14 protein-coding genes are annotated in these 14913 nt (G+C 61.5%); 6 read left to right on the forward strand and 8 right to left on the reverse strand.

The annotated features are described in order from the left end of the window. Positions 1–36 precede the first annotated feature (36 nt). From I2I05_RS02810 to I2I05_RS02820, 3 genes are read right to left on the reverse strand one after another with little or no spacing between them, the layout of a single operon-like run. Positions 37–915 carry an SDR family oxidoreductase gene (locus I2I05_RS02810; RefSeq protein ID WP_196280669.1) on the reverse strand — a complete coding sequence of 293 codons (879 nt, stop codon included), beginning with the start codon at positions 913–915 and terminating at the stop codon, positions 37–39. Then, on the reverse strand, positions 908–1912 hold the full coding sequence (locus I2I05_RS02815; RefSeq protein ID WP_196280670.1) for an NAD-dependent epimerase/dehydratase family protein: 1005 nt from the start codon (positions 1910–1912) through the stop codon (positions 908–910). The genes I2I05_RS02810 and I2I05_RS02815 overlap by 8 nt, the downstream gene beginning before the upstream one ends. Then, positions 1912–2604, reverse strand: coding sequence for a TIGR04283 family arsenosugar biosynthesis glycosyltransferase (locus I2I05_RS02820; protein WP_196280671.1), 693 nt, complete (start codon positions 2602–2604; stop codon positions 1912–1914). Before I2I05_RS02820 ends, I2I05_RS02815 begins: the two co-directional genes overlap by 1 nt. A 277-nt stretch (positions 2605–2881) precedes the next feature. Between I2I05_RS02820 and I2I05_RS02825 the strand changes: the two genes are divergently transcribed. After that, entirely contained in the window at positions 2882–3682 is an 801-nt protein-coding gene (locus tag I2I05_RS02825) for a DUF547 domain-containing protein (RefSeq protein ID WP_230688097.1), read from the forward strand. Beyond that, positions 3672–4295 carry a DUF6134 family protein gene (locus tag I2I05_RS02830; protein WP_230688098.1) on the forward strand — a complete coding sequence of 208 codons (624 nt, stop codon included), beginning with the start codon at positions 3672–3674 and terminating at the stop codon, positions 4293–4295. Before I2I05_RS02825 ends, I2I05_RS02830 begins: the two co-directional genes overlap by 11 nt. Before the next feature lie 9 nt (positions 4296–4304). Here the strand turns inward: I2I05_RS02830 and I2I05_RS02835 are convergent, their stop codons facing one another. From I2I05_RS02835 to I2I05_RS02845, 3 genes are all read right to left on the reverse strand, one after another. After that, positions 4305–5390 carry a DUF6268 family outer membrane beta-barrel protein gene (locus I2I05_RS02835; RefSeq protein ID WP_196280672.1) on the reverse strand — a complete coding sequence of 362 codons (1086 nt, stop codon included), beginning with the start codon at positions 5388–5390 and terminating at the stop codon, positions 4305–4307. Between the two features lie 129 nt (positions 5391–5519). Continuing rightward, positions 5520–6839 carry a GTPase HflX gene (gene hflX, locus I2I05_RS02840; RefSeq protein WP_196280673.1) on the reverse strand — a complete coding sequence of 440 codons (1320 nt, stop codon included), beginning with the start codon at positions 6837–6839 and terminating at the stop codon, positions 5520–5522. Positions 6840–6900: 61 nt separating this feature from the next. Further along, positions 6901–7200, reverse strand: coding sequence for a c-type cytochrome (locus I2I05_RS02845; protein WP_196280674.1), 300 nt, complete (start codon positions 7198–7200; stop codon positions 6901–6903). 127 nt (positions 7201–7327) lie between these two features. Between I2I05_RS02845 and I2I05_RS02850 the strand changes: the two genes are divergently transcribed. Further along, on the forward strand, positions 7328–8440 hold the full coding sequence (locus I2I05_RS02850) for a glycosyltransferase family 4 protein (protein WP_196280675.1): 1113 nt from the start codon (positions 7328–7330) through the stop codon (positions 8438–8440). Positions 8441–8523: 83 nt separating this feature from the next. After that, positions 8524–9069 carry a dTDP-4-dehydrorhamnose 3,5-epimerase gene (gene rfbC / locus I2I05_RS02855; protein WP_196280676.1) on the forward strand — a complete coding sequence of 182 codons (546 nt, stop codon included), beginning with the start codon at positions 8524–8526 and terminating at the stop codon, positions 9067–9069. A gap of 85 nt (positions 9070–9154) precedes the next feature. Here the strand turns inward: rfbC and I2I05_RS02860 are convergent, their stop codons facing one another. Further along, positions 9155–10450 (reverse strand): UDP-N-acetylmuramoyl-tripeptide--D-alanyl-D-alanine ligase, encoded by a 1296-nt coding sequence (locus I2I05_RS02860; RefSeq protein WP_196280677.1) that lies wholly within the window; start codon positions 10448–10450, stop codon positions 9155–9157. Positions 10451–10560: 110 nt separating this feature from the next. Here I2I05_RS02860 and I2I05_RS02865 point away from each other — a divergent pair, with 110 nt between their 5' ends. After that, a complete protein-coding gene (locus I2I05_RS02865) occupies positions 10561–12855 on the forward strand; it encodes a T9SS type A sorting domain-containing protein (protein ID WP_196280678.1) in 2295 nt (764 codons plus the stop codon). A gap of 215 nt (positions 12856–13070) precedes the next feature. Then, positions 13071–14093 (forward strand): hypothetical protein, encoded by a 1023-nt coding sequence (locus tag I2I05_RS02870; RefSeq protein WP_196280679.1) that lies wholly within the window; start codon positions 13071–13073, stop codon positions 14091–14093. Positions 14094–14103: 10 nt separating this feature from the next. Here the strand turns inward: I2I05_RS02870 and I2I05_RS02875 are convergent, their stop codons facing one another. Then, positions 14104–14886: an amidohydrolase gene (locus tag I2I05_RS02875; RefSeq protein WP_196280680.1), complete on the reverse strand. Its 783-nt coding sequence runs from the start codon at positions 14884–14886 to the stop codon at positions 14104–14106. Between the last annotated feature and the right edge of the window lie 27 nt (positions 14887–14913).

Genomic DNA, 14913 nt, shown 5'->3' on the forward strand with positions numbered 1-14913 from the left:
ACGGAATAGAAGTAAGCTGCGGGTTGGCAAGCGGTGTTATTCGTAGAAATGCCGCAGGCGTCGAATTGTTGTGAGGACTATCCAATCGCCAAGCCGCGGGAAATAAGTGTGGAGCAGCACGATGAGCCGGCCTAGTGCCGAAATTACGGTGCGCTGGCGTCGGCGCCGAATGTGGCCAAGAATGATGCTGGCTACTTCGACCTGCGTTTTTTGCCAGCGCGGTGGCCGGTGCGCAATAGGCACGGGCTGCCCGTCGGCCGCGAGCACGCGCTTCTCCGCATCGTTTTGCGTGAAGCCGATGTGCACCACGCCGAAGTGAATACCGGTGTGGGCCAACTCCAGCCGCAGGGTGTGGGCGAGATTGGCCACCGCCGCTTTTCCCGCGCAGTAGGCCGAGCCGCTGGGCATGCCATTGAGGGCCGAAATGGACGAGATAAATGTGACACTCCCTTGCGATTGGGTGAGGTGCGGCAGCGCGGCTTTGAGCGGATACACCGTGCCGTACACGTTGCTGTCGAGCACCTGACGGAACACCTCGGGTTGCATGTCGGCAAAGTAGCAGCGCATCGAAATGCTGGCGTTGGTAACCAGCACATCCAACTGGCCAAATTCCTGAATGGCGGTTTCTATCAGCCGCTCGCAGTCGGCGTAATCCGTGACGTCGGCCTGGCAGCTGGCCACCGCAAACCCGGCGGCGACAAACTGCCGGCGGGTGTGCTCCAGACGCTCGGCGTTGCGGCCGTTGAGGACCACGGCCCCGCCTTGCTCGCAAAACGCCCGCGCCGTTTCCCGGCCAATGCCCGACTCCGAACCGGTGATGACGGCCACCTTGCCCGCAAACGGCCCCTTCCGGACCGCCAGGGGCGGCCGGGGCAGCGTTGGGCTGGTGGCCGTAGCGGGGTTCGCGTCAAACATAGTGGTGTTCCTTAAACCAAGCGAAAGCTTCCCGAATAGCTTCTTCTAAAGCTGTTTGGGGTAGGCTAAGTTCGGCAGTAGCTTTTTGAACGCTAAAGTAATGGCCATCATTGGCCACAGCTACCATCGCGGGGTTGACCTGCGCGGGCTGCCCGGTTAGGCGGTACTTCCAGTCGCAGGCGGCCCCAAACAACTGGGCTACGGCCGCCGGAATCGGCCACCGCGGCGGCGGGCTGCCCATTACGCGGGCCATGAGGTGAAATGCATCGCAGTAGCTCAGGTTCTGATTGCCCAGGATGTACGATTCTCCCACCCGCCCCAGATTTAGGGCGTTGACGGTAGCTACGGCCACATCGCGCACGTGCACGTAGTTTTTGCCGCCGGGCGGGTAGCCCAGCAGCCGGCCCCGGTACAGCTCCAGCAGCAGGGCGTTGGAGGTGGGTTTGGCATCGCCCGGCCCCAGCATGAAGGTGGGGTGCACCAGCACGGCGGGCAGCTGCCAGTCGGCTACGGCTTGCAGCACACGGCCGGTGGCGGCGCGCTTGCTGTCCATGTAGTCGAGGCGATACTGAGCGCCGGCGTAGGGGCGGGTTTCGTCGCCGGGGTTGGCCAGGGTACCAAAGCCAAAGACGTTGGCTGTGCCCACGTATACAAACCGCTCCACTTGGGCCTGCCGCGCTAGGCGAAGCACGGTGGCCGTGCCGGCGTCGTTCACGGCCCACACGGCCGGGTTGCGGGCCGGGTTGACTTGCGCCAAAGCCGCCGCATGGATGATGGCCGTGCAGCCATCCGCCGCGCCGGCTACCGTGGCCGGCTGGCCAATGTCGCCCTCAAAACACTCTATGGGCATGTTTTGCAAGGGCGGCAGGGGAGAGGCTGCCAGGCGGTGTGGGGGCCGCACCAGCGCCCGTACGCCGTAGTTGCGCCGCAGCAATTCGGCCACGAGGTGGCGGCCCAAAAAGCCGTTGGCGCCGGTGACGAGGACAGTGGGCGGCATCAGCGGTAGTTGAGCATGGCCTTGTAGGTGCGGGCAATGCGGACGGGCGACACCTTCAGGAAAAACAGGGAGAAGGCCGTCAGGTTGGCGACTTGCACCCGCAGCCAGCTGTTGGTTTCATATTTCCGGGCCGACACGCGGACGTCTTGCGGCACAATGAAAAAGGAGGCGACTTTCCGAATACGGATAATGATTTCGAAGTCCTCCATGATAACAAACCGCTCATCGAACCCACCCAGTTGCTGAAACAGTGCCTGGGTAACGAACAGGGTCTGGTCGCCGCCGCGGCTCATGATGCCCGGAAAGCGCGTGCCGTAGCTGTTGAGGCGCAGTAGCGGATGGGTCGAATCGAACCGAAACCGGTAGCACCCGGCCGCGTGCCCCTGCGCCACGGCTGCCTGGATGGTGGCCACGTAATCGGGATGGATGCCCACGTCGGCGTGCACGAAATAGAGAATATTGCCGGTAGCGTGCCGGACGCCAAAATTCATTTGGGCGGCGCGGCCGGGCTGGGGGGCCAGCAGCACCGTGGCCCCGGCTTGGCGAGCGGCCTCGGCGGTGCCGTCGGGGCTGTGGGCGTCAATCACCAGCACTTCCACCGCTTGGCCTGCCGCAAAACGGCGTAGGTCCTGCACCAGCCGGCCAATATTTGCCGCTTCGTTGTAGGTGGGGATGATAACGCTAAGAATCATAAGGTAGAGCTTGAAAGAAGCACAAATTCCTTGTTTTTCGCGACCGTTTTCCAGCGTGGCTACTCAGTGGCAAAGAAGCTGCTGCGCGGTAACGAAAACAAGGCCGAACTACTTGGTAATGGCGTTGGAGAGGGGCGCCAGGCCCGGCAACGCAACCGTCAAATGCAACAGAAAAGGAGAGCGAACGGAATGCTTACGGAACTGCGGCCGGGGAGAGTTTGGCCCCTGGTCCAATCTTTGCCCCAACCAGGGCTCGTATATTCTGTTTATGAACAAGATGATAAAACTAACACACTTGCCCGCGCTGGTGGGACTCAGCTTTTCGGTAATGGCCCTGGCCGCGTTTAGCGCACCGGAAGCATCGTTGGCCGGAACGGAAAGCTACGTCATGCGCCGCGCCGCCGCGCCGGTAGACCACAGCGCCTACGACCGGCTGCTGAAAAAGCACGTCAACGAAAAAGGGCAGGTGAACTACAAAGGCTTCAAAGCCGACCAAAAAGAATTCGACCAATACCTGGCCCTGCTGAGCAAAAACCCGCCGGCCAAAAGCTGGAGTAAGCAGGAGCAGATGGCCTACTGGATAAACGCTTATAACGCCTACACCATCCGGCTCATCCTCAATCATTATCCGGTGCAGAGCATCAAGGACATTGGCTCGAAAATCAAGATTCCCTTCGTGACCACGCCCTGGGCTTCTAAGTTTTTCAGCATCGGCGGCGAGAAGATGAGCTTGGATAACATCGAGCACGGCATCCTGCGCAAGAACTACAACGACCCGCGCATTCATTTTGCGCTGGTGTGCGCCTCGGTTTCCTGTCCGCGGCTGCGCAATGAGGCGTTCACGGCCGAAAAGCTAGACCGTCAGTTGGATGACCAGGGCCGGGATTTCCTGAACGACCCGACCAAAAACAAGCCCGGTGCCGCGCAACTCTCCAAGTACTTCGACTGGTACAAGGGCGACTGGACTGCCAACGGCCAGTCGGTGGCCAAATGGGTGGACAAATACGCCAAAACCAAGCTAGTCAATCCCGACAAGGTTACTTATCTGGAATACAACTGGAATCTGAATGAGCAGTAAGCGGCGGCTGAGCGGCGGCTGGCTGGTCTTGGCCTGCCTGAGCCTCGCGCCAACTGCCAAAGCGCAGACGCCGAAAGAAACCCGTCGCTATGGCATTGAAGTGGCAGGCATTCGGGTGGGAACCATGACGGCGACCCGGCAGCTGCAGGCCGGCACCGACGTGCTTTACACGCTGGTGAGCGACGTGCAGGTGAAGTTTTTGTTCTACAACCTGAAAATTTATTACCAGGTCAACAACCGTTTCCGCAACGGCCAACTGCAGTTATCCACGGTGGAGGCGCACACCAACCAAGGCGATTTTATGTCCCGCGCCGAGTGGATGGGCGACCACTACGACATCGTGGCCGAGCAATACAAGCACAGCTACCGCGCCACCGAAAAGCAGCCGATTGCCTACGCCGTAACGAACCTATTCTTTGGCGAGCCGACCAACCAAACCAAGGCGTTTGCCGAATACTTTGGCGATTATTTCAGCCTCAGCCGGGCGGCGGCCCACACCCGCCGTGCCCTGCGCGATGGCCGCGAAGACGAATATCAGTACGCCAACGGCCAGTTGGTAACCATCATCAAAAAGAACCCGCTCAAGAATTTTGTCATTCGCCTGCTGCCGTAGGCGTGGCCGCTAGCGCCGCACGCCGGCTTTTTCCAGCAGCTTGCGCGGCGGCGTGATGAACAGCTCGAGGCTGGCGTACGGGGAGCCGTTGAACTTGGAGTCGATGATTTTTTCGCGGTCGTCGTTGGTGCGGTCGAAGGCGTCGAAGGCGTAGTTGTAGCGGTAGCCGGCCTCGGCGCCCATCCACAAGAAGCTCAGCAGCTCGCGCTCCCAGCGCAGGCGGAATTTGACCTCGGTTTCGCGCAACTCCAGGGTGCGGAGCGGTTTTTTGTCGGCAATGGGCGCGCCGTTGGGGCCAACGCGAGCCAGTTCATCGCGCAGCTTAATGATGTAGTTGTAGCCGTCGACGGTATAGCCCCCGTACAGAATGGACGACTCCGATATGTTGTAGCGCGCCGTTACCCGGGCCGGAAACAGGGCTTCAATGCCCCAGCGCTCATTGAACGTGCGGTTGTAAAGCACGGCCGGGTACACGCTCAGCCGCCCAAACGTGTAGCCGTACTGCAAGCCCACGCCCCACGAAAACTGTGGGCTGCGCTTCCACCCGTACACGGCCTCGGCCGAAAAGCGGAAATAGTCGGAGCGGGTCAACTCCGTGCTGGAGTTGTAGTCGCCGCTCAGCTCTCCTTTCACGCGGGCCAGGTACCAGTGTACCTCGTCGATGGGCCGCAGCACCACCACCTGAGCCGCCGTGCTTTTCAGGCCCTTGTCTTCGATGTTGCGGTACAGCTCGTAATCGGTGGTAGCAGGGCCATCGAACTGGAACTCCTCCCGCTCGTAGCTCAAGCCCACCACTACCTTCAGGTGCGGCCGGTTCCAGGCCGGAATGTAGCCTTTGATGGACAGGCGGGCATTTTTGTCGATTTTCCCGGCATAATTGCTGATGCCCACTACCTGGGCTTCCGACTTCACCCCAAACCGGGGCATGCGCTCGTAGCGCACTATCAGCCCCTTGCTCGGACCCATGCCGATGACCGACGGGTTGGCAAATACCTGCTGGTCGGGGAGAGTGTCGCGCACGATGGGCGCCGCCGGCGGGTACACCCGGGGGATTTGGGCCAGCACCACGCGGCCGGTACCTAGAAAAGCGGCCAAGCAGAGGCCGGAACGAAGAGCAAAAAGCCGATTCATAGAGAAACGCCTTGGTTGGAAAAGGCGGATGCTGCCCTTACGCGAAACATTGCACCAATGGCTAATTTCACGGATTGGAAGTCTCTAATTGGCCTACTCGCCGGAGTATTGGTTCATTGTCTGGTAAGGGTAGCGCTGCTGGTGCAGGGCGGCCACGCGCTTGCCCAGCAGCTCACGCAACTCCTCCAGATTGGTGCGTTCCTGGGCCGAGATGAACACCACCGGGTCGTGCAGCTTAGCCATGTAGGTGGCTTGCAGCTGCGCCAGCGGCGGGCGGGGCGCCGTGCCATCGTCCTCCGCGTCCAGCACCTCGCCGAAGGGGTCCAGCTCGGCATCGTCCTGCTTGTATTGGTCTATCTTGTTGAACACCAATAGCACCGGCTTGTCGGCCGCACCAATGTCGTTAAGTGTGTCGTTCACCACCTGAATCTGCTCCTCGAAACCGGGGTGCGAAATGTCCACCACGTGCAGCAGCAAATCGGCTTCGCGAATCTCGTCGAGCGTGCTCTTAAAGCTCTCAATCAGCTTGGTGGGCAGCTTGCGGATAAACCCAACCGTATCGGAAAGCAGAAACGGGGTTTGGTCGAGTACCACTTTGCGGGTGGTAGCGTCTACGGTGGCAAACAGCTTGTTTTCGGCAAACACGTCGGATTTACCCAGCACGTTCATCAGCGTGCTTTTGCCCACGTTGGTGTAGCCCACCAGGGCCACGCGCACCGAGCCACCACGGGCCTTGCGCTGGGTGTGGCTCTGCCGGTCGAGGTCTTCGAGCTTCTCCTTGAGGAAAGCAATCCGGTCGCGCACAATGCGTCGGTCGGTTTCGATTTCGGTTTCGCCCGGGCCTTTCATGCCCACGCCGCCGCGCTGCTTGTCCAAGTGAGTCCAGAGGCCGGTGAGGCGAGGCAATAAGTATTGATACTGCGCCAGTTCTACTTGGGTGCGCGAAGTGGCCGACTTGGCGCGCAACGCGAAAATGTCCAGAATCAGCAGCGAGCGGTCCACTATTTTTACCAGCAACTCGGCTTCCAGGTTGCGGAGTTGGGAAGGCGACAGGTCGTCATCGAACACCACCATGCTGGTGCCTTCGTGCTGCACCCAGGCTTTGATTTCGGCCAGCTTGCCCTCGCCCACATAGGTCCGGATGTCGGGCTTTTCGAGGCGCTGCACGAAGCGCTTGGTGGCGGTGGCGCCAGCGGTTTCAATCAGAAAGGCCAGCTCGTCGAGGTATTCGGTGGTTTGCGCTTCGGATTGGCGGCGCGGGGGCACGCTCACCAGCACGGCAGTTTCCTGCTCCTTGGCGGTGTCGTAGGCGCCGCCGGTTTTGGTGGCCACGTAGCTCGCTTTGGCGTTGTCGGTGGTGAAGTGCCGGGTGCTGGCCGCGGGCTTGCGGCCGCCGGAAGATTTATTTGCCATGGGGTCGTTATCTATTCAAAAGCCCTACGCAACGCAGGGGTAAAACGGTGCCTCGGCGCTATTAGCGCAAGGTAAGGGAGTAGGCCACCACCTGCTGCACCTGAGCGGCGGTAAGCGTCTTGCCGAAAGCCGGCATTTTGCCCATACCATTGGTGACCAAATAGCTACGGCCGAAAGCGTTGAGGTTGCTCTTGGTGAGGTCGTGGGCACCGCTAGCGCCTTTTTTGCCGTTGGTGCCGTGGCAGCGCACGCAGTTTTTTTGGTACAGCAGCTGGCCCGGCAGCACCGGCGGCCCGGCGCACGCCGCCGGGACATTGAAAAGGGGAAAGAGCAGCACCGCTGCCGCAACGCGTAGATTCATAGCCAGCACAACACACAATGAGCCCACAAAGTACCGGCCCAGCGCACGAATATTCCGTAAGGCCTCGCATTGCCGGGCGCAAGCCCGACCTTTGTGGCTCATTTTCCTCCCTCATACCGTCTCCTTCGTGCGCGTCGCCCTCGTCATCAACACCAGTTGGAATATTTGGAATTTCCGCGCCAGCCTTGTGCGGGCCTTGCAGGCGGCTGGCCACGAAGTACTGGCCATTGCCCCGCCCGATGACTACTCCGCGCGCCTCGAAACCGAGCTAGGCTGCCGATTTGTGCCCATTTTGATGGAGAACAAGGGCACCAATCCGGTCAAGGACGCCGCCCTGACGCTGCGCTTTTACAAGATTTACAAGCGCGAAAAGCCCGATGTGGTGCTGCACTACACCATTAAGCCCAACATCTACGGCAGCCTCGCGGCCAAGCTGGCCGGGGTGCCCAGCATCAACAACGTGAGCGGCCTAGGCACGGTGTTCATCATCAAGAATTTCGTGAGCAAAGTGGCCCTGGGGCTCTACCGCCTTGCGTTCCGGTTCCCGCACAAAGTGTTTTTTCAGAACGGCGACGACCGGCAGCTGTTCCTGGACAACGGCCTGGTGCGCCGCGAAATCACCGGCTTGCTGCCCGGCTCGGGTGTGGACACCGACAAGTTTCGACCCGCCGCGCAGTTCACCCGCCAGTCCCCGTTTGTGTTTCTGATGGTGGCGCGCGTGCTCTACGAAAAAGGCGTGGTCGAATATTTTGAAGCGGCCAAAATCATCCGCCAAGCCGTGCCTGGCACGCGCATTCAGCTGCTGGGCGGCCTCGACGAGGCCGGCGGCGTGGGGGTGCCCCGCGCCACGTTCGAGGAATGGCTCAAAAGCGGCGACATCGAATACTTGGGCCGTTCCGACGACGTGGCCGCCCACCTGCACCGCGCCGACTGCGTGGTGCTGCCCAGCTACCGCGAAGGCACCCCCAAAACCCTGCTGGAAGCCGCCGCCGTGGGCAAACCCCTCGTGACTACCGACGTGCCCGGCTGCCGCGAAACCGTGGTCGATGGCCGCAACGGCTACCTCTGCCAAGTGCGCAGCGGCCCCGATTTGGCCGCCAAAATGCTCCAGGTCCTCCAGCTTTCCGAAGCCGACCTGAAAGGAATGGGCCAAAACAGCCGTTACCTGGCCGAAACCAAATTCGACGAAAAACTGGTGCTGGACAAGTACTTGATGGCCGTAGCTGAAGTGCAGGGGTAGCCCGTCTCAATTAGCAGTGAATTCTCCTTCATAATTTAACAGAGAGGCGACGCGCACTTTTTGGCCTTTCTAACTTTGTTCCGATGGAAGTAAAGCATTTTCCCATATCTGGGCTTGTCGAGTTCGTTCCCCGTTTGTTTGCCGATGACCGGGGGTATTTTTTTGAAACCTTCAGCGCCCGTCTCATGGCCGAGGCCGGCGCCGATGCCCAATGGGTGCAGGACAACCAGTCGAATTCCAAAAAAGGCGTCCTGCGCGGCCTGCACTTCCAGCGCCCGCCCCATGCCCAAGCCAAACTGGTGCGCGTCGGCCAGGGCCGCGCCCTCGATGTGGCCGTTGATTTGCGCCGCGACTCGCCTACCTACGGCCAGCATCAACTGGTGGAGCTGACGGCCGAGCGCGGCAACATGTTCTACATTCCCGCCGGTTTCGCGCACGGCTTTATGGCCCTAGAGGACAATACTATTTTCCTCTACAAATGCAGCGACTACTACGCGCCCAGCGCCGAAGGCGGCCTGCGTTGGGACGACGCCGAGTTGAACATCAACTGGGGCACCGAAGTGGCACCTCTGGTGTCTGGCAAAGACGAGGAGTTGCCCGGTCTCAAGGATTTTGTGAGTCCGTTCTAGCAAGTGCGCCAGGATATTCTAAATCCCTAACCAGCTTCACTAACAACAGGCCGTTGCATAAGTGCAGCGGCCTGTTTTTGCTTCGTTACAGCAGCTCCACCAGAGTTTCCAGCGCCATGCCGCGGCTGCCTTTCACCAGCACTTGCTGGCCGCGCACCGGGTGCTGCGTCAGCCACTCGGCGGCTTCGGCTTTGGTGGGGAAATGCTGCACGTGCTCACTCGCTCCGGCGGCCGCGCGCATTTCCTGCCCGATTAGGAACACGGCAGGTAAGTTCAGTTCGGCCAGCAGCTGGCCGAGTTGGCGGTGTTCGGCAGCGCTGTCGTTGCCCAACTCAAACATGTCGCCGAGGATTGCTAGCTTGCTTTGCCCGGGCGCGGTCGGGCGCGCGGCAAAGCTGCGCAAGGCGGCGGCCATGCTGCTGGGGTTGGCGTTGTAGGCATCCAGCAGCAAGTCGTTGTGGGCCGTGCGCAGCAGCTGCGAGCGGTTATTCTGCGGGTTGTAGTGCGCCAGGGCAGTAGCCACCTTATCGGTGGAAACGCCGAAGTGCAGGCCCACCGCGGCGGCGGCGGCCAGGTTGGGAAAATTGTAGTCGCCGGTGAGCTGAGCGGCTACGTCGGTGCCATCGGCCAGGCGTAGGGCCACGGCATGGTCGGCGGCCAGCAGCGTGGCGGGGTAAGTGTCAGTCGGGCCGGGGTAGGTGAGGCGTGTGGGCACGGCAGCGGCCAGCGCGGGCAGCTTGGCATCGAGGGTGTTGACGAAGGCCGTGCCGCCTGTCCGGGCCAGGTAGTCAAACAGCTCGCCTTTGCCGAGGGCCACGCCCTCGGCTCCGCCAAAGCCTTCGAGGTGGGCCTTGCCAATGTTGGTGATGAGGCCATGGCTGGGTTGTGCCAGTTCGCACAGTTCCGCAATTTCGCCGCGGTGGTTGGCACCCATTTCAATCACGGCGAAGTCGTGTTCGCCCGCCCGCAGGCGCAGCAGCGTAAGCGGCACGCCAATGTGGTTGTTGAGGTTGCCAATGGTGGCCAACACCCGGAATTTCTGCGCCAGCACAGCCGTAAGCAGTTCTTTGGTGGTGGTTTTGCCATTCGAGCCTGTTACGGCGAGCACGGGCATGTTGAACTGCTGCCGATGGTGCCGGGCCAGTTGCTGCAGGGCCACGAGCGGGTCGGGGGCGAAGGTGTAGCGCGCCGGGTCGCTGGCGGCCAAGTCGGCATCGTCCACCACGGCGTGGCGGGCGCCTTTTTCCAGGGCTTGGGGCGCAAACTCGGCGGCGCGAAAACTGGGGCCGTTCAGGGCAAAAAACAGTGTGCCGGGTTGCGGCTGGCGCGAATCGGTGCTGACATGGCCCCCCGCGGCCAGATAGTGGGTGTAGAGCAACATGGTGCAGGTGAACTGAAAGGGCAAACCAAGTGTAAATTGCTGCAAAGGTGGGCGTGATTTTTGTACCCACTCTCATTCTGCTCTCTCAATTCTACTGCTGATTCGTGCTTATGCATCGCTCCTACGTTTTTTTGCTGGCGATGCTGGCATTTTCTTTCGCGGCCGCCGCACAATCAGGAACAGGGTTTGGGTTTGAATTCCGGCCGGCGGCAGCAGTCGTGCACGGGGCCGACACCTTGCGCAATGCCTGGACGGGCGGCTTGAACACGCCCCAGTTCAGCACCCTCGACCTGAACGATGACGGCCAGGACGACTTGTTTGCCTTCGACCGCGAAACCAGCCGGGCCTATACGTTTCTGAGCGTGGCCGCGCCGGGCACGGCGGCGGGCCGCCGCTGGGCCTATGCCCCACAGTACGAGTCGCTCTTCCCGGCCGACCTGCAAGGCTGGGCCCTGCTGCGCGACTACGACTGCGACAGCCGCCCCGACTTGTTTACCTATTTCAACAACGGCGAAATCCGGGTGTTCCGCAACGTGCTGGCCAACGGGCGCCCCAGCTTTCAGCTCACCACCAACCAGATTCGGTTTTTCGGCGGGTTCACGGGCACCGCCAACCTCACCCTGGGCGGCTACAACATGCCGGCGATTCAGGACGTGAACGGCGACGGCAAGCTCGACATCATGAGTTATGATTTTGTCAGCGCATCGTTTATTGAGCTTTACCTCAACACCAGCCCCGGTACCTGCGGCAACGCCCTCACCTTCACGCTCAAAACCGACAACTGGGGCGGCATTCAAACCTGCCACGACTGCGCCAGCTACAAGTTCAATGGCCAGCCGTGCTTCACGGCCCGGCCGCTGCACACCGGCGGCCACAGCCTGCTGCTGGTTGACCTGGACGGCGACGGCGACCAAGACCTGCTCGACGGCCGCGACAATTGCCCGGAGCTGGTGAGCCTGCTCAACCAGGGCACGGCCCTGGCGCCGGTGCTCACGCAAGCCAGCGTCAGCGCCAGCTTTCCCTCGGCTGCCACGCCGGTGCGGGTGCCGGTGTTTCCGTCGGGCTACTACTTCGATGCCAACTTCGACAGCCGTCCCGATTTGGTGGTGGCGCCCAACATGTTTACCAACCTCGAAGACCAGGTGAGCCTGCGCAACAACGTGCAGCTCTTCGAAAATACGGCCGCCAGCGGGGCGCCGGCGCTTGCGTATCGCGCCGCGGGCTTCCTGGCCAACGAGGTGATTGACGTGAGCGAAGGCGCTGCGCCCACCTTTGGCGACCTCGACGGGGACGGGCTGCCGGATATGCTCATCGGCAACCACGCCGACCGCGTGGGCGGCGTGTACCGCGCCAACCTGACGCAGTACCGCAACGTGGGCACCCGCGCGCGGCCGGTGTTCAGCTTCGTCACGGCCGATTACCTGGGCCTGGCCGCGCAACGCCTGCTAGGCCTCAAGCCCGTGCTGGTGGACCTGAACCGTGACGGCGCCCTGGACCTGGCCTATAGCGCCTGGAACGGTAGCACCAACAGCCTTTATTATATCCTGAATACCGCTGCGGGGGGCCAGCCCGTGGCGTTTAGCACGGCCACGGCCGTTGCGTTCAAGCCGCAGGGGGCCGCCGGTACGGGCGTGCTGCCCCATGCTCTGGGCGACGTACCCAGCTTTGCTGATGTTGACAATGACGGGTATGTGGACCTGCTCATCGGCACCAACGAAACCCGTGAGGCGGGCATGAGCCTGCGATATTTCCGCAACCGCGGCCGCGGCCCGTTGGATAGTGCTTTCGTGCTGGTCGACAATGATTTCGGTCGCATCCGGACGGCCAGCGGAAGCCGCCCAGCCAACCTGAGCCCAACCGTGGCCGACTTCGATGGCGACGGCTTACCCGACTTGCTCACCGTCGACGCGGCGGGCGTGCTACGCTTCTTCCCCAATTACCGTGCCCAGAGCATCCTCTTTTCGGAACGCACCGATTTACTGCACAATCCATTAACCGGCCAATACGAGCCCACCCGCCTGGGGCAGAGTGCCAACGCCCGCTACGCCCTGGCTGCCGCCGACCTGAACGGCGACGGAGCGCCCGAACTCCTCGTGGGCACGCAGGCAGGCGGCTTGCTGAGCTACGGCACCCGCAACCGTACCATCACCCCCACCCGGGGCGAAGCGGCCCGCACCTTGGCCCTCACCATCTACCCGAACCCGGCCACTGCCAGCGTCACGGTCGAAACCGCAGCTCCCACCCGCCTCACCGTGCTCGACCTCACCGGCCGCGTGGTGCAAACCGGAGCCCAGGCCCAGCGTCGGCACCTCCTGAACCTGAGTGGGCTGACGCCCGGCGTGTACCTCGTGCGCGCGACCGGAACCAACGGCTCGGCCGCCGTGCAGCGGCTGCTGGTGCGGTAGCGCCACCAAGCGCGCGTATTGCCGTTTCGCTTTCACCGAGAACCAGCGCGGTTGGGCCACGCTACGCCCCATTCCTACGCATTGCGGCAAAATTAAGAAACGCACTTGTCTGGGCGTAACGGCAAAGTCAACGGTGAGCTGGTATTGGCGTACAAGAGATTTTTATCCTGTATTATTGATGAATACGGAATAAAATCAACTGTTTCATTGCCAATATGACCAACTTGGTTATTCTTACTTACGGTAGTGAAACAGAGTACAAACGGGGCATTCTGGCCGTGCTTAGTTACTGTGCGTGGGCGTCGGAAGCAGCCGAAACGGGCCAGGTGCTGGTTTTTACTGATAACGCAGCGTACTTCCGCCCCTTTTTCACCGGCTTGCAGGTAACGTTTCGGGAACTGACGCCGGAAGATATTCGCACCTACCAGGGGCCTGCTGCTTTTGTGCATCGCCTGAAGGTGGCGGTGATTGATGAAGTGCTGCGCCGCTATCCGGAAGACAATCTGCTCTACCTCGATGCCGATACGTTCGTTTTCGCGGACCCCCGGCCACTGGTGGCGCAGATTTCGCCCACCACCAGCTTGATGCACGCACTGGAGTATCCGCTGGACAGCCCCAGTGGCGAAGGCGGGAAGGAGCGGGCGCAACTGCTCCAGTTGCTGGCGCACGAAACCTTCCAAACTTCCCGGGGCGAAGAGCAATTCTTGCCTTCCCACCATTCGTGGAACGCGGGGGTGCTCGGGCTGTCGGCTTCGGCCGCCGCCTACATGGCAGACGTTTTGGTGCTAACCGATGCGTTTTATGCCGGCTCGGAATCTCACATCAGCGAACAACTGGCTTTCTGCCTGGTGCTGCAAACTCGGTCCAGCCTCCGCGCCAGCGACCAAGTGGTGTATCATTACTGGCAGGGCCGCGAAAAGCTGGCCGTTGATGCGCTGCTTGCCGCGGTGCTGACGGATTCCTTCGCAGCCTCGCCGCTGGAGAAAAAAAGAACGGTTATGCGCCAGTTCACCCGGCAGCTCCCCGCCCGCATCCGCGATTATTTGCACGCCCACCCCGAAATTGAGCTGCGCGACCAAGCCATTGCTGCGCTACACGGCCAACACTTCAAGACCGGCTACCAGCTGGCATGGCGCTACTTACTTAAAAAGCCCGGCGACACACAGTTCATTCGGGTGCTGCTTTACTACACCCGGCGGGGGCTGAAAAGAAGGGTCAGCAGTTTGCAACAATCCTAAGCGTCGGCTCTTACCCCAGCAGCTCAAAGGCGTCCCCATCGTTCAGGGCCGTAAACTTGGTCCGAAACTCGTCAAGCTCCGCCCGGCGCAGGGTGTGCGTGAATACGCCGGCGCGGTCGTTGGCTTCAACCAAATAGTTGCCGCGGGCATCCAGCAGGGCCGAGTCGCCCGAATAGTCGTGGCCCAAGGCATCGCGGCCGATGCGGTTCACGCCCAAGGCGCAGGCCACGTTCTCGATGGCGCGGGCGCGCAACAGGGTCGCCCAGGCGGTGCGGCGCACGGCGGGCCAATTGGCCACGTACAGCAGCAGGTCGTAGGGTTCGGTGGGCTGGTTGCGGCTCCAAACGGGGAAGCGCAGGTCGTAGCACACCAGCGGGCAGATGCGCCAACCGCGCCACTCCTCCACGAGGCGAGCGCTGCCGGGCGTGTAGGTGTGCTGCTCGCCGGCCAATGTAAACAGGTGGCGCTTGTCGTAGCTGCGCAGGCTGCCATCGGGCCGCACCCACAGCAGGCGGTTGAAATAAGCATCCCGCTCTTTGATGATGACGCTGCCCGTGACCACGGCGTTGTGCTGCGCGGCTTGCTCGCGCAGCCACGCCACCGTGGGGCCGTCCATGGTTTCGGCTTGCTCCGGCGCCTCCATGCTGAAACCCGTGGTGAACATTTCGGGCAGCACAATCAGGTCGGTGGGGCCGGTGATATGGCTGAGATGCTGCGCGATGCTCGCCCGGTTGGCCACCGCATCGTGCCAGTGCAGTTCGGTTTGAAGAAAAGAAACGGTGAGGTCAGCCATGCGGATTATGGGTCAGAATTAATCGAA

The organism is Hymenobacter jeongseonensis, from assembly GCF_015694725.1.
GTDB lineage: Bacteria > Bacteroidota > Bacteroidia > Cytophagales > Hymenobacteraceae > Hymenobacter > Hymenobacter jeongseonensis.